This is a genomic window from Rickettsia endosymbiont of Halotydeus destructor, from assembly GCF_049278075.1.
Taxonomy (GTDB): Bacteria; Pseudomonadota; Alphaproteobacteria; order Rickettsiales; family Rickettsiaceae; genus Rickettsia.
The window spans coordinates 63,808-83,630 of record NZ_JAPNPB010000003.1 but is presented as its reverse complement, the minus strand read 5'-3'; the positions used below and the strand labels follow the sequence as shown (position 1 = coordinate 83,630).

Below are 19,823 nucleotides of genomic sequence, written 5' to 3'. Positions count from 1 at the left end.
TTGCGTGGCTCAAATTTTTGGTGTCATACCAGCGAAAGCTGGTATCTAACTTTTGCTATATTGTTAAGTAGATTCCTTCTTTCGAGGGAATGACACCGAGGATGTTTATGGTATTCACGCAGTAATGCTGAGCTAGGAATGACATTGAAATAACGCTGTATCTCAATTCTTCACTTAACAGGAATATATAAATGACTGATTTAAAAAAAACAAAAACTACAATTACTAATACAGCTACTTCAAAAGACTTGGCAGAAGTTCAAGAGCATTATCAGGATTATCCTTACCCATATAGAAATCCTGAAGAGGAGAGAACAAGGTTGCTTTCTATTGTCGGTGAGGGGTTAGGAGAATTAAATCATTTCTTATATAAAGGAAAAGAAAGTTTTAACGATGGCTTTCGTTGCTTAGTAGCTGGAGGAGGTACAGGTGATTCTACTATTTTTCTTGCCGAGCAGTTAAAAAATAAAAAAAATGCTGAAATAATATATTTGGATTTTAGCAAACCAAGTATGGAAGTGGCACAAAAACGTGCTGAAATACGTGGACTTACAAATATTAAATGGATTAACGATTCTATATTAAATATCCCGAATTTAAAGCTTGGGAAATTTGATTATATAAATTGTACAGGCGTGCTACATCATTTGCAAAATCCACCGGAAGGCCTAAAAAATTTAAAAGACTCATTGACCTCTAAAGGTGGTATGGGATTAATGGTCTATGCTAAATACGGCCGTACTGGAGTTTACCATATTCAGGAACTTATGAAAATGGTTAATAGCAAGGCGCAGAGTAGAGTAGAGGAAGTTATGAACGGGAAAATTATACTTGATAATTTACCTGTTACTAACTGGTATAAAAGAGGATGGGAGCTATTTTCGGATTATCAGAATTTTGGGGATGTAGGAGTATATGATATGTTCTTGCATAAACAGGATCGTGCTTATTCCGTGCCTGAATTATATGAATTTGTCCAAAATGCCGGTTTAAATTTTGTCGATTATCTTGATCCACTGGAAAAATTATTACTTAGACCTGAAAATTATATCAAAGATTTTTCTCTTTTACAAAAAATCAAGAAAATGGACAAAGTTCAGCAGCAAGCCATTAGCGAGATACTTACTGGTAATATTATTAAGCATTCTTTTTATGCTTCTAATCAAAAAGATAGCGTAGCAACTATTAATGAGCTTGATAACGTACCTTATTTCTATAATATTGCCAATTTTGCTAAGCAAGTTTATGACTATTTAGAAGCTAACCCAGGAAATAATATTGTTAATTTTACGGTGAATAACGGTATATTACAAAATGTGAATATTTCAATACCTATAATGGGTTATACTAAATATATTTTTAAATATATAGCAGAAGAAAAAAGTTTAAGAGAAATATTTGAAGCTATACGCGCAGAGTTAAAACAAGAAGTAACCAACGATATTTTATTAAATGAGGTTAAAACTATATTTGCTCCGTTATTTGAAGCAAATATTTTATTGTTAAAATATAAAAACTTGTAAGAGTTAATATTTTCTATGTCGTTTTCGCGTAGGCGGAAATGACATAGATAAATTTAAGCCATAACAATGAATCACTTTAACGGGAATGGCATAGGAATCTTTTAAATAGACTTACAAAACTCTACTAGTCTTTTAGAAAGGCTTTTAATATTATAATTCTCTTTTAATCTTAAATAAGCTGCTTCGGAAAATTTCTGCGCTTCATTTGGATGATCAATAAGATATATAATTTCTTCTGCTAAATCATTAATGTTGTTTTTTTTGCAAATTAGCCCTTCTTTCCTATGAGTTAAAATTTCGTTAGGTCCCTCGGTATTAAAACTAACTACAGGTAAGCTTGTCTCCATAGCTTCAAGTAATATGATACCGAACGGCTCATGTAGTGATGGTAAGCAAAAAATATCAAGCTCATCAAAAAATTTATCTTTATCTTCAACCCAACCAGTAAATGATACACAATCGGTAAGCCCTAATTTATGCGTTAGAGTCAATAACTTGTCTCTCTCTTCTCCGTCACCGCCTATAATAGCTTTAAATTTATATCCTTTATCCTTTAGGATGTGCATTCCTTTAATAAAAAAATCAGTTCCTTTTTTAGGAACGAACCTGGCAATCATGCCTATTACTATAGGATTCCTATATTGTTTATTTGAGACAAAATCTTTTTTAATATTTATCATGTTTGGTAGAAGAAAAATCTTTAATCCAATAAAATTATTTTTTAATAAATAGCTTTTCATATGTTCAGTTAGAGCAATAACATAATCACACTTTTTAAGGCCTTTTAAACTGTAATTGTGAGCGACTCCAATTAAAGGAATACGCTTAGGTTTAGCAAATCTACTAAAATTTATTGCCCTATTACCATGCGCAATAATTATATCAGCTTTAGTTTTATAGATTATATATTTAAGAATAAGGCATGAAAAAAAATCTATAGGGGCTAAATTTAGTAATTTGAAACTTTTTGAAGATAATAAAGCGTTTATTTTTGCCCCAAAGCTAGTAACATTTATAACTTCAACTTTTTGTAGTTTTAGGGCAAAACTATAATCTAAAAATGCCTGTTGAATACCGCCAAGGTCACGGCTTAGCATAATATTTAAAATTTTCATTTATACTCTTCTGATTTCGAGGATTATCTCAAGTGTTTTACAGTAAACAATATAGTTATTTATTTCCAAAACTCAAAGAAATTTGCTATAATGATAAATTCAAAATATTTAAATTCATAAAAATGATAAAAAAGATTAAATTTGTAAAAATGCATGGGCTAGGAAATGATTTTGTTATCGTCGATGCCAATGATTTGCCGAAGCAATATAACTTAACAAAGCTTGCCAAAAATATAGCAAATCGTCATACTGGAATTGGTTGTGATCAGTTTATTATTTATAGCAAATTAGAAGATTATTACAAGATGACTATTTATAACATAGACGGCTCCAGTGCTAAATTATGTGGTAATGCTTCAAGATGTCTTGCTAAGTTATTATATCTTAGATCGGAAGAGAAAAATATAACTATAAAGGTAGGAAATAAAAAACTAATATGTAGAGTTGAAGAAAATGATCAAATTAGTGTTAATATTGAAGAAGTAAGTTTTGTGGAATCTTGGATGCCTGAGCGTGAAAAGATTTGGGCAGTTGTCGAGCGTTACATGATTGATTTAAAGGAAACTATTTGTGTTGATGTTGGTAACCCGCATTTAGTTATTTTTAGTAGACTAAGCAATCAGGATAAAAATATAATCGGTGAGAAATTACAAGATAAAGAATTATTTAAAGATGGCGTGAATGTTAATTTTGCTGAAGTAAGAGATAACAAAATTTACTTATCAGTTTGGGAAAGGGGGGCAGGGCTAACGCTTGCTTGCGGTAGCGGCGCTTGTGCAAGTTTTGCGGCAAGTTTAAAGCTTGGCTTTACGCACTCACCTAGCGCCGTAGTGTTTGAACTAGGTAATCTTATTATGTCTGAACAAAATGAGCATATAATAATGCAAGGTCCTGCTAGCCTAGTTGCGAGCGGAGAATTTTATTATGACTAACTCCCAAGAAATAGTAACGTTCGGTTGTCGTTTAAATATCTATGAAAGTGAAATAATTAGAAAAAACTTGCTATTATCTAGTCTTGAAAATGTAACGGTCTTTAATACCTGTGCCGTAACTAGTGAGGCTGAGAAACAAGCAAGACAAGCTATCCGCAAAGCAAAAAAAAATAATCCTAATTTAAAAATTATTGTTACTGGTTGCGCAGCACAAAATAACCCGGCAATCTTTGCCGCTATGCCGGAAGTCGATAAAGTTATTGGGAATGAAGAAAAACTTTTTGCCGAGCATTATAGGCTTTCCGAAGAAAAAATAGCGGTTAACGATATAATGGCGGTTAAAGAAACCGCAAACCATTTAATAAGTAGCTTTGACGGTAAGTCGCGAGCATTTATTCAAGTGCAAAACGGTTGTGATCACCGTTGTACTTTCTGTATAATACCTTATGGTAGAGGGAATAGTAGATCAACGCCAATCGGAGCTATAGCAAATCAAGTTAAGCATCTAGTACAAAATGGTTTTAAGGAAATTGTTTTTACAGGAGTGGATGTTACCGCTTATGGTCCTGATCTTCCAGGTTCTCCGACATTTGCTCAGATGATTAAGCGGGTGCTTGGGCTAGTGCCGGAACTTACAAGGCTTCGCTTATCTTCAATTGATGTTGCTGAAATTGATGAAGAACTTTTTAATCTTATAGCATATAACCCAAGAATAATGCCGCATTTCCATATTAGTTTGCAAGCGGGTGATGATATGATATTAAAGCGTATGAAACGTCGCCATAATCGTCAAAGCATAATTGATTTTTGTCATAAGTTACGTGCTATTAGGCCCGAAGTATCATTTGGTGCTGATATTATAGCCGGATTCCCTACTGAAACGCTAGAGATGTTTGAGAATACTAGGAAATTAATTGCAGAAGCAGATTTGCAATATTTACATGTATTTCCATATTCAGAGCGAGCAGGGACGCCGGCCGCTAGAATGCCGCAAATATTAAAGTCAATTAGAAAAGAAAGAGCCGAGATTTTACGCCAAGAAGGACAAAAACAATTACATGAGTTTTATAAAAAACATATCGGGCAAAAAGTAAATTTATTGGTAGAAAATAACCATACTGCCCATACAGAAAATTTCATTCCGGTAAAGCTTACTAGCCCGTTAGAAGTAGGAAAAATTGTTAAAGCGACCTTAGTAGCGATAGAAGGGGAGCATATGTTGTGTGATTATCCTTTACTATAAAATATTTTAGGTCCACTAAACTCTTTTAATATTGCTGCTTTATTATCAAAAGTTATAGTAGAAATACATCCGTACCTCCTATTAATTTTACCCAGTAAAATATCTGAAAAATCAGCATTATATTTTTCGTAATCATTGAGAGAAAGCCATAATATTTCAGGTTTTTCAAATACAAATTCTGTAGTTGACAATATAGCTCTTACTGAATCAGTTATTTCTTTTTTAGAATATTTGTAGCCTCGTTCCAAAACCCAAATAAGTTCGCATATTACTATATTATTAATAAATATTGATTGTGCTTGATTTTCATATTGATTTATTACTTTATTTACAATAGCTGCCTGCTTTTCATCATCTTGGGTTAAGTATCTAACCAAAACGTTAGTATCAATACCTATCATACTTACCTTTAATAATTTCATCCATTTTTTCGCAATTAATAATATTTTGAGGTTTTGGTAAGATACCTTGTAATTTCCTTACTGAGTTATTAATAGGTATAAGTATTATATGATTATCTTGAATAATGAATTCAACTTTGACACCTGAAGATAAATCTAACTTTTCTCTTATAAATGTAGGAATAGTTAATTGTCCTTTGCTTGTAAGCGTAGAATAATAACTTTTCATAATTACCTTACTTTAGTTAATATAGTATACCTACTATATTATAATAAGGAAAAATATTGTTCAACTTAATTTTATAGTAAATGTAAGAATCAACATTTTATGATAGTTTAAATGTATTGACAAAGTACTTACATAATGTAATATATTATATACTAATTAAAACAGGTGTTATATGAAATATAAACTGGATGCTTACGAGCAAGAACTTGAAGATAATTTTGAACAAATGATAGAATGTAATGATAAAGAAGAATATGAGAGGATAATGCAAGCAGCTAAGGAGCATGTGGCTAGAAAAAAATCAATTACTATTAGGCTTACCGAACATGATATTGAAGCAATGAAATTTAAGGCTTCTAAGAGAGGCATTCCTTATCAAACATATATTAATATGCTTATTCATTTAGACGCTGCAAAACTCTAATTTTTTTATGAAATTTAGATATAATTACGAAAAAAATGCAAAGCTATTGCTTGAGCGAAATATAAGTTTTGATGAAATAATTACCTATATTAATAATGGTAATATATTAGCTAGGACAGAACATCAAAACCAAAATAAATATCCAAATCAAAAAATTCTTCATGTAAGGATTTTTGACCCAGTATACTCTGTACCTTATGTTATTGAGGAAGATGGCACATTTTTCCTCAAAACATTCTATCCTAGTAGAAAAGCTAAAAAGAAATATTTAGATAAACAATAAACTTGTATGTTTAAAAACATTGCCATTTACGGTGGGGGGAGTTTTGGCACTGCTCTTGCTTGTCAGGTTGCTAGATGCTATAGTAATGCTGCTCTATTTTTACGTGACAACGACATAGCGAGTGAAATTAATATCAAAAAAACTAACAGTAAATATTTAGGCAAAATTATATTACCGAATAATATAGTAGCGAGTACGGATCTATTTAATATTAAAGATTTTGAAGTCATAATTATTGCTACGCCATCTTCGGTCTTTGAGGACACAATAAAATTATTAAAAGCTTCTTGTATTTCTTCTAATACTGTTTTACTAATTGCTACAAAAGGTTTTGCTAAAAATCCTACTGAGTTACTGTCTAATAGAATAAAATCTATATTACTTGACAATCCTGTAGCTTTTCTTGCCGGACCGAATTTAGCTAAAGAAATAGTACAAGGTTTATTAACTTCTGCAACTATTGCAAGCTCTGATAAGAATTTAGCCGATAAGCTCGCTGCTAGTTTAGCCTCAAAATTCTTTATTACTACTACTAGCGACGACATAGTAACGTTACAAGTAGCGGGAGCTATTAAAAACATAATTGCCATTAAAAGTGGTTTGTATGAGGCTGAGGCCCAAGGAGAAAACGCAAGAGCTTTGCTTATCACGGAGGCGTTAAAGGAAATAAGTATTTTATCGAAAGCCCTTGGCGGTATGCAGAGTGATTCGGATATTTTGCTTAAACCTGGAGTGGCAGGGGATTTAATTCTTACTTGTTATTCTAGAATATCGCGTAATGCAAGATTTGGTTATGAGCTTGGAACTTCCAGAGATAAAAAGAAATTTTTACAAGAATATAAAAGCCTTGTGGAAGGAAGAGAAGCAATAAAATTGGTATTAGATTTTATACAAAGATATAATCTTTCATTACCTGTTATTTCTTCAGTAGCTTCAGAACTAGAGTTATTATAATGTTTAAAATATCCTCAAAGGCAGCTCCAAAAATATTTAAAGAAATAGCACAGATAGTATTAAAGCTATTATTTATCTTAATATGTTTTTTTATATTATTATTTCCAGTAATAAACTTTAAAATTAATCTGGAAAGTGTTATTTTTCCTGCTTGTGAGATAATTTTGATTTACTATTGTACTTCATTATATGGCTTAAGCCTAGGTATAATATTTTTAGCGGGCATACTATGTGACTCGTTGTATTCAATGCCTTTAGGGACAAATTCTTTAGTATTTCTAACCGCTCATTTACTTTTTAAACTCGCTGCCCGGTTTTTTCTTGTTAAAAACTATTTAACAAATTTTATTATTTTCTGTGTTTATTGCTTTTTTATATTAAATTTCAGATGTTTATTGGTCTCAATAAAAAAATTAAATTCGGATGATTACGTCATAGTATTATTTCAATATTTAACTACTATATTTTTTTATAATTTAATTCGCTTTTTACTTGACCCTCCTTTAGACTATTTCAAAAAAAATGTTAAACAAAAAAATATTACATGACCAATTAGTGTCACGTCGTGCATTTGTAATTGGTTTAGGTAAGCTAGGGCTTTTATCGCTTTTAGGAATGCGGATGTTTTATTTGCAGCTTATTAAAAGTGAAGAATACAAAACCCTATCCGATAAAAATCGTATTAATTTTGTGGTTATTCCTCCTACCAGAGGACGAATTTATGATTTGGAAAATAATATGCTTGCAACAAATCAAGCCTGTTTTCAGTTATTATTAGATAGAAATAGCGGCACTAATTATTTGAATGAATTGGATTTAATAAGCCAGATTTTAAATTTATCTTCGGAAAAGCAACTTTTAATTAAACAAAAAATTAAAAAATCTGGTAGGCATATGCCTTTAATGATCCTTGACCAACTTAATTGGCAACAGGTATCATTAATTGAGGAGCAAAAACAAAAGCTGACTTCAATATTTATTGATATAGGTTATGCACGGTTTTACCCGTTTTCACAAGTTACCTGTCACCTAATTGGTTATACGGGCCGAGTAAATGAACAGGAAAAAAACGAGCAGAATATTTATAATATAAGTGATTTTAATATTGGTAAGTCAGGGATTGAAAAATATTATGAGGATACATTACAGGGAGAATTTGGTTATAAAAAAATTGAGGTTAATGCTTATGGTAAACAGGTAAGGGAAATTACTAATGTAGCTAGTAAACCGGGCGGCGATCTCCATTTAAATATTGATGCCAGGCTTCAAGCGCAAATACAACCCCACTTAAATCAACAGGGCTGTTCGGCAATAGTAACCGATGTTACAAACGGTAATATCTTAATTCTTGCCGCTTCACCCGTCTTTGAATCAAATAATTTTAGTAAATTATCGGAAAATTACTGGAATAGTTTAAATAATGATCCTTACAAGCCTTTAATCAATAAAACGGTACAAAATTGTTATCCTCCTGGCTCTGTTTTCAAAATAATTACCGTGCTAGCTGCACTGGAAGCGGGCATAAAACCTGATAAAACCTTTTTTTGCAACGGCGATTCAATGCTAGGTACCAATAGTTTCAGATGTTGGAATAATCACGGGCATGGGACTTTAGATATGCTAGGAGCTATAAAGCATTCCTGTAATATTTATATGTATGAATTATCAAGGATAATAGGGAGTGACAAAATACTGGAGACGGCCAGAAAATTTGGCTTCGGTTCAAAAACCGGTATTGATTTACCCTCGGAAAGCTCCGGATTTGTTCCTTCCAAAGAATGGAAAAAGCAAAAATTAAAATCTTCATGGACAATCGGCGATACTTTTAATTTGGCAATAGGGCAGGGCTTTACCACTGTTACGCCTATTCAACTAGCAAGATTTATAACGGCTATAGCTAATCAGGGTAAATTATATACGCCGCAAATAGCTAAAAATGATCCTGAATTTCAGCAGCTTGATATCGATCTACAAAATATTAAAATAATACAAGAAGGCTTATATAATGCAGTTAATATTGCAGGGGGAACTGCTTATTATAATAGAATTTTAGGAGAAAATCGTCAGCTTGCCGGTAAGACCGGTACTTCACAGGTACAATCAAAAGCAAATGCAAAAGATGATTTAAGCCGTGAATCTATCGCTTGGGAGCGACGTAACCATGGGTTATTTATAGGATTTGCTCCATATCATAATCCAAAATATTCGGTGACTATTTTTGTCGATCACGGAGGAGGAGGGAGCAGAGCTGCCGCTCCCATCGCTCGAAAAATTATGTCTGATGTTTTGGATAAATATAATTCTGATGTCATTCCTGCAAAAGCAGGAATCCAGAAAAATTAAACTAAAGAGTAACGATAATTTATAATTATATAGAAAAAAGCCTTAGAAGCTAAGGCTTTTTAGCTTGGATTCCCGCCTTCGCGGGAATGACATCGAACTAGCTAATTCTTTAGAAGATATTAATTTTTTTAAAAAATCACAGGGTTAGTATATCAGTATGTTACTGTAGCAGTAATAGTATCAAGGTAAGAACCTGCTTGAGCAAGAGGTTGGGCAGGAAGAGTTGCATATATTGTATGGTTGTTAGTTCCGGAACCGACAACAAGTGTGAAACTGCCGGTAACTACAATACTAGTGAGATTAAGGATTTGAGTTCTAGCATTATCTTTATATAAATTATAATTAAGGGTTTTTACTCCGGTTTTCATTTTGCGAGGTGTAAAAGTCCCTGATGAGCCGGTATTAAAACCTACGCTATAATTAAGAAGCAAGCCGACTAAACCTGTACATGTGACGGACATATTAATAGTAAGCGGGATAGGAGTATTGGCAAAAGGAGCAAAATTACCAAATGCAACTGTTGAAATACTAGCAGTACAAGCAGCAAAACTATTGGAAACTAAACTTAAATTAATACAAATAAAAATTAGAGTTCTTGCTATTATTTGCATACTACCTCTCCCAAATCTAATATTAAATCTGAGGTATTAAAATCATTATTAATAGGTGCTTCAAAGTGGCAACAATCATCATCTTGACAAGCTTTGCCCTTTAATGTTCTTAAATCTTTAATATTATGTATATATAATCTCCCTTCATATCCGACAAATAATTCCTCTTTTAAACCTTCAACCGTAACGATTTTATCAAAAGAGATAACTTTCTTATTACCGTCTACTAAAACCATTTCTACACTATTGACTATAGTAACGCCGAAATCTACCACAACTGCATTTTTCCATTTTGGAGCTATGTTTAAAGTTAGAGAATCAAACTCGGTATCTAAAGGAAGAGTTTCGTCATCTAATCTTATCTCCGATGATATGTAAGGCAAAACGTTAGGTATAAGTACTTTTCCGTCCTTATTAGTATAACCGGTTATCAAGTTATTATTGTAAATTGCGACATTTTTTAGTGTTCCTACTTTGACTAAAGCTAAACTATCATTAATCGGTCTAGTAAAGTAAAAATCTTTATCTAAGCTAACAATACTTCCCTTAAATTCCAATTGTGAAGTTAAATTTTTATTATATTTATATAAATATAATGCAGCATCACCGATTTGACCGTTTCTATTAAATTGTAAATTATAATCTGTAGTTTTACTTTTCATTAAATTTGCGCTATATCCAAAGCCAAGGGGCGTACTTACCGGGGCAGAGAAATTAATTTGCTGAGTATTATATTTATTGTGATAGGAGTTACTTATGCTAGCACTTTTTGAACCGCCAAGATTCATGCTAAAAGTTATATAAGCAAAAGTATGTTGATGCTTTCTATTTAAATCTGTTCCGGCAGTAATATTAAAAAAAGTGTTTTGAGTAATATCTCGTTGATAGCTAGTCGATATAATCTGCAAACGCTTACTTTTTCTTTCAGTAGTATCTATGGCAAAAGATAAAAAATTAACTGAAATACTACCGAGTGTTTCATGATTATAACCCGTTGACATTTGATAGCTTATTTCAGAAGAGGTAACTAATGGATAATTATAAATATCATAATAATTATTACCGTTTTTACTAAGATTGGCATTAAAATCCCAGCCTGAAGACTCATAACTATAACCTATAAGCGCTCTTTGAGCATTATTGATATTATGGAGATTAGAAGCTAGAGAAGCGGTAATTACCCCATAATTACCGATTTGAATGTTATTAGTAGTACCGATTGTGCCAAAGTTCTTTAGGGATTCAAAATGTATGCCGCTAGTCCAATAATCGGACATCCCCTGCATATAATCGGCACTTGTAATAAAATATTGATACTCGTTACTTTCTATTGCAAAATTTTGTCTTTGAATACCAGTAGCAAAAGAAAAATCCGATAATCCTTTTGCCAATAAAACAGGAGCTACATAATAAGGGATAGTAACTGTTTGGATTTTACCAGTAATATCTTGAGTTTTGACTACCAAGTCGCCTCTGCCGGTGATAACTGGTAGATTAAATACGTTAAAATCGCCTATTTTAGATTCGCCGTGATAAATAGAACTAGCATTTGCATAAACGTCAAGAGTACTTGGCAATTCTGATTTACCGGCAAATTCCAATAGAGGATGAGTAATTAAATTCGGTCTTATCGAAAAGTTAGTAGCATATTGCAAACCGATGAATCTAGTGCTATTAGACCAATCTGCTGGACTTGTGAGACTATCTCCAATCCTCCATCTAGCAATATTCTCGACATTATCAAATGTCCAATTTGTTTCAAGTCTAGTAAAAATATTATAGTCTCGTTTAAAATTCTTTTTTTTACTAAAACTAGAATTTATCGGTACAGTTCGCATAACAATACTGTTACTCAACGTTCCATATTTACAGAAATAATTTAATTCTTGAAAGCCAGCTAGAGATTTAGTATCCGATGTATCAGTGAATGTTAAATCATAATTTAGAAAGGCTCCGCTTATAGGTTTACCGGAAATCACTTTTTCAGGTATTTCTATAGCATTAAACTGTTGAAGTTTCATCTGGTTTGGAGAGAATTTAATTTCTAAAGCTAAGGTTTCTTCATCCAAATGATAGTTTGTTCCTGGGAGTAAATTTAAATTAACATAACGTATATCGTTTAAATCTATGCTAGCACTCGCTAAATATTCATCTTTAATATTAAAGGCCTTCAGATCATCCAAAGGAACTAACATGTGATTTGCGTTATTCTTTATTACTATAGAAAAATTTTCAGAATCAATATAATTAACCCTTAATGTTACTATTAATGCTCCATTTTCTATATTACCTTTCATACTATTTTCTGTATTATCGTCAGCAAGGCCGGTAGTTATTAGTAAGGTAATACCTGCAATTAATAATACCTTTTTAAGAAATTGTTGATTTATTTTCATTCCCACAATCTCTTTTCCACTTCCACAGTGATGATGGGTGTCAACGCCTGTTATACCGTGGCTTAACCCGCCCCGTTTGGTGTCATTCTAGTTCCTTGATCATGGCCTCCAGTCTCTTACTAAAGTTTTTTCTGGACCCGTGTTCAAGCCACGGGGTGACATTTCTCAATTTTTGAAAGACGGACAACATCCTAATTTATAGTTACCGGTACTCCAAATTCTACTACAAACTGAACCTGAGATTGCATACCTGCACGTCTATGCGCTAGCTCCTTTACCCCAATTCGATAAGCATCCTGTTTTTTGCTATAACTTATCTTATTAGTTAAGGTAATACGTATTAATTGATTTCTTCCGGCGCCAATTCTAAACATTACAGGTGTTGCCATTAAATCCTTTGTTTCCTTCAAAACTTCCTTACCATTTATATATTCTACTTTATACAACATTAACTGAAAGCTCTTCGGCACATCATTATCATTTCTTAAATTAATATTGGCTATCCTATTATCTTTATCTATTGTCAATTTTACTGGTGCGATGGTAAAAGCAGCTTGAACAACAGAAGAATTAAGGCAAATTAATATTAAAGTTAATAAGGTATAAAATTGTTTTTTCATAATTATTCTCTATAGTTTAGAAGTTTACCGTTACAGTTATCGTATCCGCATAAGTAGAATCAACCGGCGCAGTATTCTGACCTGAAGGAATTCTGCCATATACTATTATTCCCTGAGTATTACCGTTCCCCACACCTGCTACCGTGTCAGTCCCTATTATATCTCCCCAATTGTTATTTCTACCGGTGTCGGAGTAAAGGAAATAGTTTAGAGTATTTGTTACAGGGGTTCCTCTCATTTTACGTGTTGAGGTGGTACCTCCGCCTAAACCGGCATCCAGGCCGATGGTATAAGTGGTACCGTTGGTACAAGTTACGTTAATGGTAGTTATTTGGTCTGAATCGGCTGTATATATATAACTACCGAAAGGAAGAGGATTTGCTGAAACCGTACATTTATTCTCAATTTGCGCAGTAACTAAAAAATCAGTAGTTGCGGGAGAGGCAAGCGCGCCACCAGTGAATATTATTAGACCGATTAGAATAAAATAATGAATTAAATACTGTTTCATAAAATAGTCTCTATGGAAATGTTAAGGTTACGGTTATCGTATCGGCATAAGTAGAATCTACAAAAGCAGTATTCTGCCCTGACGGAATCCTGCCATAGACCGTTACTGCTTGAGCAGTACCATTTCCAAGACCTGGTACTGTGTCAGTACCTACTATATTACCCCAATTAGTGGTCCTTCCCGAATCTTGGTAAAGCGAATAATTAAGGGTGCGAGTATTAGGAGTTCCTCTCATTTTGCGTGTTGAAGTGGTAGCCCCAGACGCAAGCCCTGCATCTAGGCCAATTTTATAAGTTGTACCGTTTGTACAAGTTACGTTAATAGTTGTTATTTGATCTGAATTGGCCGTATACACATAACTTCCGAAGTTAAGAGCATTTGCTGAAATACTGCACGCATCAAGGATAGTAGCAGTCACCTGAAAAGTAGTATTGGTAGTAGCTGCCGTAGCATTTCCTGTAACAATCAATATATTAAAAATTATGAAGGTAATTCTCCAAAAGGATTTTTTAAGATACTTCTTCATAAATAATATATTTTTAATTGAAAAATAGTAATCTTTTTAGTTTAAAATGATTTTTATCCCTAGATAATTTAAATTACTTAGTTACCTTGTCTTAAACAACAGTTTGATGACTTTAAAAAAGCTTTTCAATAATATAAACTATCTTCATATCTAAATTACTGAATATTAATAAAGTAATGATATTTTAAGCACAAGATTCCATAAGTTACCTTAAAGAAAGTATTATTACCAGTTTTTAATAATTGTTTTTCCTAGATAATGTATTGCATAATACTATTTTTTTCTATATTTTTCGATTGAGAGGATATTGTCGGTATACTAGTACTTTAATCGTCATTGCGAACGATTAAAAGGAGCGCGGCAACTAGAATACTCCGGTCGTCATTGCGAGAAGGCACAAAGTGCCAACGTGGCAATCTTATACAATAAATTGCTTCGCTTCGCTCGCATTCATAAATAATAAAAAACAAAATGTATGTTAAAAAAACTTGGTTTCTGGTCGGTTTTCGCTTTGGTAACCGGCAGCCAAATCGGTACGGGAATTTTTATATTACCAGCAAGTTTAGCTCCTTTCGGAATATATAGTGTTTGGGGTTGGATATTATCCTCCTGCGGTGCCATTAGTATTGCATTATTATTTGCCACTTTATGCGCTAGATTCCCGAAAACCGGGGGGCCGCATGTATACGTCCAGGAGGCATTCGGTAATTTTGCGGCTTTTTTTATCGGTTGGACTTACTGGATTATTTCCTTTGTCAGCTCCGGCGCGGTAATTATTTCAGCAATTGGTTATTTAACTCCTTTAATCGGCGAGCAAACAAATTTAGTTTATTTATTTCTTGAAATATCGTTATTAATTGCCATTGCCGCTTTAAATTTAAAAGGTCCAGAACTTGCTGGGCGTGCTGAGTTTTGGCTAACCATTTTAAAATTTATTCCTTTATTGATAGTGGCCATATGTGCGCTATGTCGGTTTGATGTTAATAATTTTGTTATTGATAAAAAAGTGAATAATTTAAGTATGGCGGAACTTATGGGTAGGGTAACGCTATTAACTTTTTGGGGCTTCATTGGCATTGAGTGCGCCACTACTTCGGCGGGCGCGGTAATTAATCCTTCCAAGACTATCCCCCGTGCCATAGTACTCGGCACTGTTTGCGTGGCGGCTTTATACCTTATTAATAGTATTGGGATAATGGGTTTGATTCCCGGCGCGCAGTTAATGTATTCTAAAGCGCCGTATGTTGATGCAGCGCGTTTACTATTCGGTGGCAGTTGGCATCTATTAATTTCTTTGATAGCATCGGTTATTTGTATCGGCACATTAAATGCCTGGGTATTAACCAGCGGGCAAATTGCCTTAGGGCTTGCGGAAGACGGGTTAATGCCCCGCTTATTTGCCAAAAAAAATATTAATGATGCACCTATGTGGGGGCTTATTATAAGTTGCGCAGGGATTGTGCCGTTATTAATTTTTACGGCTAATGAGAGTTTTTCTGAACAAATTACTCAAATAATGGATATGTCGGTAATTGCTTTTTTATTCGTTTATCTGATTTGCGGCATAGCATTTTTAAAAATACTCTTTAACTCAAAAGAAAAATTTGCTTACTATTATCCACTAATCGGCATTTTATCGATTATTTTTTGCGGTTGGATTATTTACGAAACCCCTGTAAAAACTTTAATCATCGCTAGTATGTTTACTTTTAGCGGTTTGCCTGTATATTTTTTCTGGTATCAAAAAAAAAAGTACCATTAACAGATTCTTTTTGGTGATTTTGTCGTTAAAACTTGACTGCGGTGCTCACGTACGAAAAAGTACGCTGCGCTCCTCGTCTGCATTTTGCCTAAAAATTCCTCAAAAATAATTCAGTTAATGGTACTTTTTTAATGAAAATAATAATGAAATGATTAAAAAGAATATCGAATTTTTACGAAAGTTATTTATAGAATGCGGCATAAATGGTTATTTTATTCCGTCTAACGATAAATATATGAGTGAATACGTGCCTGAATATGCTAAAAGGCTTGAGTATATTACGGGTTTTACGGGTTCAAACGGGCTAGCGGTAATCTGTGAAGATATGGCTTTATTTTTTACCGACGGTAGGTATCTGGAGCAAGCGGCTAGAGAGCTTGATTTAAGTAGTTTTCAAATTTTTGATCTCAAGGATATCTATTCATTTCCCTGGGGAAATTATATAAAGGAAAATACCATGTTAGGTTATGATCCTGAACTTTTCACTTATCTGGTAAAATCTCGGCTTTTTAGTAATTTAAAAACGCCTTTACATAAAATTACTGGTAATTTAGTTGATCAGATTTGGGAAAATCAGCCTAGTGTGCCGGCTTCTAAAGTATATTTACACGATATCGCATTTGCCGGTATTTCTCATAAGGAAAAAATAGAAAAATGTCGAAAAGTTTTGATAGAAAACTCAAGTGATACCTTAATTATTACCGATGCTAGTTCTATATGCTGGTTATTAAATCTGCGTGCAAGTGATGTTGCTTACTCTCCTTTGATGTTTTCCCTGGTAATACTAACTAACGAGCAATTATACTTATTCATAAATTCTGCAAGAATTGATAAGGAAATTATTACTGCTCGCCCTGAAATAACAATTTTACCGGAAAATGAGTTTGAAAATATTTTATTGAAAAATAGTCAAAAAATCCTTGTTGATAATAATTTTCTATCGATCCATATAATGGATTTGATAGCTGACAAAGAAGTTAAAAAGGTTGTAGACCCTTGCCAGCTATTTAAAGCTTGTAAAAATAAGATAGAAATTCAGCATGCGATTAATTTCCATGTTAATGATGCAGTAGCATTATGTGAATTTTTTGCCGAGCTTGATAGCCTTAATAATTTATCTGACTTTACCGAGTATGAGTTGGCGGAGAAATTAACAGTATATAGAAGTAAACAGGCCAATTATATAAGTGATAGCTTTCCAACCATTTGTGGTTTTAAAGAAAATAGTGCAGTTATTCATTATCAGGCAACCCGCCAAAACGCCAAAAAAATTGCAGGAGAGGGGATATTACTAATTGATTCCGGGGGGCAATATTTAGGCTGTACAACTGATATAACCAGGACAATTGTAATAGGTGAGCCGACAAGCGAGCAGAAGAAACGTTATACGCAGGTTTTGAAAGGTCATATTGCCTTAGCAAATGCAAAATTTCCTAAAAGTCGAATTACAGGAAGCAATCTCGATATATTAGCTCGGCAATATTTATGGCAAGATCATTTAGATTATCCACATAGTACAGGACATGGGGTTGGCAGTTTTTTAAGCGTTCACGAAGGACCGCAAAGTATAAGCTTACGCAACCAAATTATTTTACAGCCAGGAATGATTTTATCGAATGAACCGGGCTATTATATACCGAATAATTTCGGTATTAGAATAGAGAATTTAATGTATGTTAAAGAAAATAATGAATGGTTAGAATTTGAGACTTTAAGCTTAGTGCCTTATGCTAAGGAGCTAATTGAGGGCGCCATGCTAAATATTGACCAAATAAATTATATAAAACAATATTATCAAAAAATTAAATCTAAAATTTATTCCTTATTATCGCACAATGCTAAGATGTGGTTAGATAAACAGATAAATTTTTTCATAGAATAGCTATTATTATATTTGACTGTAATAATGTTTATTGCTATAAACCTTTATAGTTAGTGTTTATATGAATGCTAAAAACGTTTTCGATGTCATTCTAGTTCAAACGGGAATCCAGAATAATTTTCATACTCGTCATCGCGAGTGAGCATTGTTGCGTGGATCAAGTTTTTGGTGTCATACCAGCGAAAGCTGGTATCTAACTTACTATATGTTGTTACATTGTTAAGTAGATTCCCTCTTTCGAGGGAATGACACGATTTAGGACATTATCGTACGCAACAACACCCGCTCGCAGTGACATCTACTGGGTTCCTCACCTAGAGCGGAAATGACATAAGCAATTCTATTTTTGTAACGACTCTAAAATGGGGCGTAGCCAAGCGGTAAGGCAACGGTTTTTGATATCGTCATTCGGAGGTTCGATCCCTCCCGCCCCAGCCATTCGCCATTTTCTGGCAAATTCACGAAAGTATCAAAGGGCGGACGCAGCATATAATCAAGATTTTCAGGTTTTAGTGTTAGCAAACCTAAACCTTTAGTATCTACTTTTATTCTGAGTATATATAAAATTTTTGTTACTTTTTGCGTTACTAACTGTCTAGGTTCAGTGAACAAAATTTAAATTAATCTATTTTAGTTCTTTTTTGCTGCAAATTATAAGATTTTTTTGAAATATGAATCACTATTCCTACAAAAATCTTATTAATTTTCGCTAAAAAATATCTTAAAATATAAATAACTTAAATTTTGTTCACAGAACCTAATAAAAGCTTGATATTTGAAGGTTAAAGTTAGACATATTCTTACCATCTTGCATGTCTTTTGCTTTGAGTAGTAGCAAGATAATTCGGCGTAGAAGAAGGGGGAGAGACATTATTGCCTTTGCTATGTTGTTGCACAACACTATGTTCTTTAACTTGTTGCTGCTTTTTGCTATATGTTATCGGAGAAGCTTCAATAGTGTATGTTTTGTCATTATTATATTTAATGTTCATCATATTTAGTTTTTTATCAGATATTGCTTTCTCAATCTCCTTGTGCTTTTCTTCCACGTCCTTTAAGTCTATTTCCCTTCCATTATATGTAAATTTATCTCCTAGAGCGTTTTTAGCTGCTACTTGTAACTCCTTACCTATTATTGTATGAATAGTTCCTAATTCATTTTCTCCTTTTCCACTTTCATTAACATATTTTGCTATTATGCCCCAATATCCATCTTTACTACTGCTTTCAATAATTCCTATCCCTAAATTGACCATGGCAAGTGCTGTTGTTGCATATTGTTTGCCTCTTTCACCACCATCTCTAATAAAATCTTTTTGAATATCAGCCATTATATTATGCTTCTCTCTCCCAATCCACCCGCCAGGATTTAATTTATTCAAACCGCTTGCTCTTGTAAATGTTGATGCTTCTGATTCTTTTAGATTTCTTATATATTCGACTACATTCTGTGCAGATTTAAATTCCAGCAAAGGATAGCGTTGCTTTTTACTATAATCATTGGCGATATCTAATATTTCATTTCCTCGTTTCTCCTTAATCAGCAATTCAAATTTTCTTGCTTGAAATTCAGATTCACGGCACATTATGGAATTAGAGGGGTCAGTATTTACAAATACGCCGGTAATTGGGTCATTTTGATTTCTACAAGCTATGCCTATTGAAAAGCAAGATTGTGGGTCTGATTTTAATTCATAAATTTTTTGTTTCATTTTTTATCTCTGTAATTGTACTAGGTTCTGTGAACAAAATTTAAGATGTTTTTTAGCGAAAATTAATAAGATTTTTGTAGGAATAGTTATTCATATTTCAAAAAAATCTTATAATTTGCAGCAAAAAAGAACTAAAATAGATTAATTTAAATTTTGTTCACAGAACCTAATTCTTAAATAAGATTATAGATATTTTAATCTAAATTTGCATCAATATTAAAATATTATTTTGGTGCTATTATATAGTTGATGGTAAGAATATATGATTATAAAGATGTATAGTTAGTAGTTGCAATATTCATTTAATAATTTATCATATTATTATAATAATTTATTATATTATTTTTTTAATTAAA

The 19,823-nt window shown here is 32.9% G+C and carries 19 protein-coding genes and 1 tRNA gene; 11 read left to right on the top strand and 9 right to left on the bottom strand.

The window, feature by feature from the left end; all coding sequences use genetic code 11:
- Nucleotides 1–191 precede the first annotated feature (191 nt).
- On the top strand, nt 192–1,523 hold the full coding sequence (locus OTR29_RS04000) for a class I SAM-dependent methyltransferase (RefSeq protein ID WP_422229373.1): 1,332 nt from the start codon (nt 192–194) through the stop codon (nt 1,521–1,523).
- Nucleotides 1,524–1,624: 101 nt separating this feature from the next.
- Here OTR29_RS04000 and OTR29_RS03995 read toward each other — a convergent pair whose 3' ends face one another.
- Nucleotides 1,625–2,638, bottom strand: a complete 1,014-nt coding sequence (locus OTR29_RS03995) for a glycosyltransferase family 4 protein (protein WP_422229372.1) — start codon at nt 2,636–2,638, stop codon at nt 1,625–1,627.
- 122 nt (nt 2,639–2,760) lie between these two features.
- On the opposite strand from OTR29_RS03995, the gene dapF reads away from it, so the two are divergent.
- On the top strand, nt 2,761–3,570 hold the full coding sequence (gene dapF / locus OTR29_RS03990) for a diaminopimelate epimerase (protein WP_422229371.1): 810 nt from the start codon (nt 2,761–2,763) through the stop codon (nt 3,568–3,570).
- Nucleotides 3,563–4,813: a tRNA (N(6)-L-threonylcarbamoyladenosine(37)-C(2))-methylthiotransferase MtaB gene (mtaB, locus tag OTR29_RS03985; RefSeq protein WP_422229370.1), complete on the top strand. Its 1,251-nt coding sequence runs from the start codon at nt 3,563–3,565 to the stop codon at nt 4,811–4,813. Before dapF ends, mtaB begins: the two co-directional genes overlap by 8 nt.
- Here the strand turns inward: mtaB and OTR29_RS03980 are convergent.
- Both OTR29_RS03980 and OTR29_RS03975 read right to left on the bottom strand, forming a co-directional pair.
- Nucleotides 4,798–5,214, bottom strand: a complete 417-nt coding sequence (locus tag OTR29_RS03980; protein WP_422229369.1) for a PIN domain-containing protein — start codon at nt 5,212–5,214, stop codon at nt 4,798–4,800. The genes mtaB and OTR29_RS03980 overlap by 16 nt on opposite strands.
- Entirely contained in the window at nt 5,201–5,443 is a 243-nt protein-coding gene (locus tag OTR29_RS03975; RefSeq protein ID WP_422229368.1) for an AbrB/MazE/SpoVT family DNA-binding domain-containing protein, read from the bottom strand. The genes OTR29_RS03980 and OTR29_RS03975 overlap by 14 nt, the downstream gene beginning before the upstream one ends.
- A 172-nt stretch (nt 5,444–5,615) precedes the next feature.
- Here OTR29_RS03975 and OTR29_RS03970 point away from each other — a divergent pair, with 172 nt between their 5' ends.
- Genes OTR29_RS03970 through mrdA form a run of 5 tightly spaced genes read left to right on the top strand, consistent with a single transcriptional unit; the run spans nt 5,616 to nt 9,447 of the window.
- Nucleotides 5,616–5,867 (top strand): CopG family antitoxin, encoded by a 252-nt coding sequence (locus OTR29_RS03970; protein ID WP_422229367.1) that lies wholly within the window; start codon nt 5,616–5,618, stop codon nt 5,865–5,867.
- A 7-nt stretch (nt 5,868–5,874) separates the two neighbouring features.
- Nucleotides 5,875–6,150: a hypothetical protein gene (locus OTR29_RS03965; protein ID WP_422229366.1), complete on the top strand. Its 276-nt coding sequence runs from the start codon at nt 5,875–5,877 to the stop codon at nt 6,148–6,150.
- A 6-nt stretch (nt 6,151–6,156) separates the two neighbouring features.
- A complete protein-coding gene (locus OTR29_RS03960) occupies nt 6,157–7,104 on the top strand; it encodes an NAD(P)H-dependent glycerol-3-phosphate dehydrogenase (protein ID WP_422229365.1) in 948 nt (315 codons plus the stop codon).
- Nucleotides 7,104–7,652, top strand: a complete 549-nt coding sequence (locus OTR29_RS03955; RefSeq protein ID WP_422229364.1) for a hypothetical protein — start codon at nt 7,104–7,106, stop codon at nt 7,650–7,652. Before OTR29_RS03960 ends, OTR29_RS03955 begins: the two co-directional genes overlap by 1 nt.
- Nucleotides 7,627–9,447, top strand: a complete 1,821-nt coding sequence (gene mrdA / locus OTR29_RS03950) for a penicillin-binding protein 2 (protein ID WP_422229363.1) — start codon at nt 7,627–7,629, stop codon at nt 9,445–9,447. The genes OTR29_RS03955 and mrdA overlap by 26 nt, the downstream gene beginning before the upstream one ends.
- A 152-nt stretch (nt 9,448–9,599) precedes the next feature.
- Here mrdA and OTR29_RS03945 read toward each other — a convergent pair whose 3' ends face one another.
- The 5 genes from OTR29_RS03945 to OTR29_RS03925 all read right to left on the bottom strand — a co-directional run bounded on the left by OTR29_RS03945 (nt 9,600) and on the right by OTR29_RS03925 (nt 14,111).
- A complete protein-coding gene (locus tag OTR29_RS03945) occupies nt 9,600–10,058 on the bottom strand; it encodes a spore coat protein U domain-containing protein (RefSeq protein ID WP_422229362.1) in 459 nt (152 codons plus the stop codon).
- Nucleotides 10,049–12,454 (bottom strand): fimbria/pilus outer membrane usher protein, encoded by a 2,406-nt coding sequence (locus OTR29_RS03940; RefSeq protein WP_422229361.1) that lies wholly within the window; start codon nt 12,452–12,454, stop codon nt 10,049–10,051. The genes OTR29_RS03945 and OTR29_RS03940 overlap by 10 nt, the downstream gene beginning before the upstream one ends.
- Nucleotides 12,455–12,645: 191 nt before the next feature.
- Nucleotides 12,646–13,074, bottom strand: a complete 429-nt coding sequence (locus OTR29_RS03935) for a fimbrial biogenesis chaperone (protein WP_422229360.1) — start codon at nt 13,072–13,074, stop codon at nt 12,646–12,648.
- A 16-nt stretch (nt 13,075–13,090) separates the two neighbouring features.
- Nucleotides 13,091–13,585, bottom strand: a complete 495-nt coding sequence (locus OTR29_RS03930; RefSeq protein ID WP_422229359.1) for a Csu type fimbrial protein — start codon at nt 13,583–13,585, stop codon at nt 13,091–13,093.
- Between the two features lie 10 nt (nt 13,586–13,595).
- Nucleotides 13,596–14,111: a Csu type fimbrial protein gene (locus OTR29_RS03925; protein WP_422229358.1), complete on the bottom strand. Its 516-nt coding sequence runs from the start codon at nt 14,109–14,111 to the stop codon at nt 13,596–13,598.
- Between the two features lie 475 nt (nt 14,112–14,586).
- Between OTR29_RS03925 and OTR29_RS03920 the strand changes: the two genes are divergently transcribed.
- The 3 genes from OTR29_RS03920 (at nt 14,587) to OTR29_RS03910 (ending at nt 18,193) form a co-directional block, all read left to right on the top strand.
- On the top strand, nt 14,587–15,873 hold the full coding sequence (locus OTR29_RS03920; RefSeq protein WP_422229357.1) for an APC family permease: 1,287 nt from the start codon (nt 14,587–14,589) through the stop codon (nt 15,871–15,873).
- A gap of 148 nt (nt 15,874–16,021) precedes the next feature.
- Complete coding sequence (locus OTR29_RS03915) at nt 16,022–17,755, top strand: M24 family metallopeptidase (RefSeq protein ID WP_422229356.1); 1,734 nt, start codon at nt 16,022–16,024, stop codon at nt 17,753–17,755.
- 363 nt (nt 17,756–18,118) lie between these two features.
- A tRNA-Gln gene (locus OTR29_RS03910) sits at nt 18,119–18,193 on the top strand.
- A gap of 362 nt (nt 18,194–18,555) precedes the next feature.
- Here OTR29_RS03910 and OTR29_RS03905 read toward each other — a convergent pair.
- A complete protein-coding gene (locus OTR29_RS03905) occupies nt 18,556–19,467 on the bottom strand; it encodes a hypothetical protein (RefSeq protein ID WP_422229355.1) in 912 nt (303 codons plus the stop codon).
- Nucleotides 19,468–19,823: the final 356 nt, after the last annotated feature.

Excerpts from the sequence above, each read along its gene's own strand:
- OTR29_RS03925 (WP_422229358.1), bottom strand. The coding sequence starts at position 14,111 with ATGAAGAAGTATCTTAAAAAATCCTTTTGGAGAATTACCTTCATAATT.
- OTR29_RS03975 (WP_422229368.1), bottom strand. The coding sequence starts at position 5,443 with ATGAAAAGTTATTATTCTACGCTTACAAGCAAAGGACAATTAACTATT.
- OTR29_RS04000 (WP_422229373.1), top strand. The coding sequence starts at position 192 with ATGACTGATTTAAAAAAAACAAAAACTACAATTACTAATACAGCTACT.
- OTR29_RS03930 (WP_422229359.1), bottom strand. The coding sequence starts at position 13,585 with ATGAAACAGTATTTAATTCATTATTTTATTCTAATCGGTCTAATAATA.
- OTR29_RS03945 (WP_422229362.1), bottom strand. The coding sequence starts at position 10,058 with ATGCAAATAATAGCAAGAACTCTAATTTTTATTTGTATTAATTTAAGT.
- OTR29_RS03940 (WP_422229361.1), bottom strand. The coding sequence starts at position 12,454 with ATGAAAATAAATCAACAATTTCTTAAAAAGGTATTATTAATTGCAGGT.
- OTR29_RS03955 (WP_422229364.1), top strand. The coding sequence starts at position 7,104 with ATGTTTAAAATATCCTCAAAGGCAGCTCCAAAAATATTTAAAGAAATA.
- OTR29_RS03920 (WP_422229357.1), top strand. The coding sequence starts at position 14,587 with ATGTTAAAAAAACTTGGTTTCTGGTCGGTTTTCGCTTTGGTAACCGGC.
- OTR29_RS03935 (WP_422229360.1), bottom strand. The coding sequence starts at position 13,074 with ATGAAAAAACAATTTTATACCTTATTAACTTTAATATTAATTTGCCTT.
- OTR29_RS03915 (WP_422229356.1), top strand. The coding sequence starts at position 16,022 with ATGATTAAAAAGAATATCGAATTTTTACGAAAGTTATTTATAGAATGC.
- dapF (WP_422229371.1), top strand. The coding sequence starts at position 2,761 with ATGATAAAAAAGATTAAATTTGTAAAAATGCATGGGCTAGGAAATGAT.
- OTR29_RS03980 (WP_422229369.1), bottom strand. The coding sequence starts at position 5,214 with ATGATAGGTATTGATACTAACGTTTTGGTTAGATACTTAACCCAAGAT.
- OTR29_RS03960 (WP_422229365.1), top strand. The coding sequence starts at position 6,157 with ATGTTTAAAAACATTGCCATTTACGGTGGGGGGAGTTTTGGCACTGCT.
- OTR29_RS03995 (WP_422229372.1), bottom strand. The coding sequence starts at position 2,638 with ATGAAAATTTTAAATATTATGCTAAGCCGTGACCTTGGCGGTATTCAA.
- mrdA (WP_422229363.1), top strand. The coding sequence starts at position 7,627 with ATGTTAAACAAAAAAATATTACATGACCAATTAGTGTCACGTCGTGCA.
- OTR29_RS03970 (WP_422229367.1), top strand. The coding sequence starts at position 5,616 with ATGAAATATAAACTGGATGCTTACGAGCAAGAACTTGAAGATAATTTT.
- OTR29_RS03965 (WP_422229366.1), top strand. The coding sequence starts at position 5,875 with ATGAAATTTAGATATAATTACGAAAAAAATGCAAAGCTATTGCTTGAG.
- mtaB (WP_422229370.1), top strand. The coding sequence starts at position 3,563 with ATGACTAACTCCCAAGAAATAGTAACGTTCGGTTGTCGTTTAAATATC.
- OTR29_RS03905 (WP_422229355.1), bottom strand. The coding sequence starts at position 19,467 with ATGAAACAAAAAATTTATGAATTAAAATCAGACCCACAATCTTGCTTT.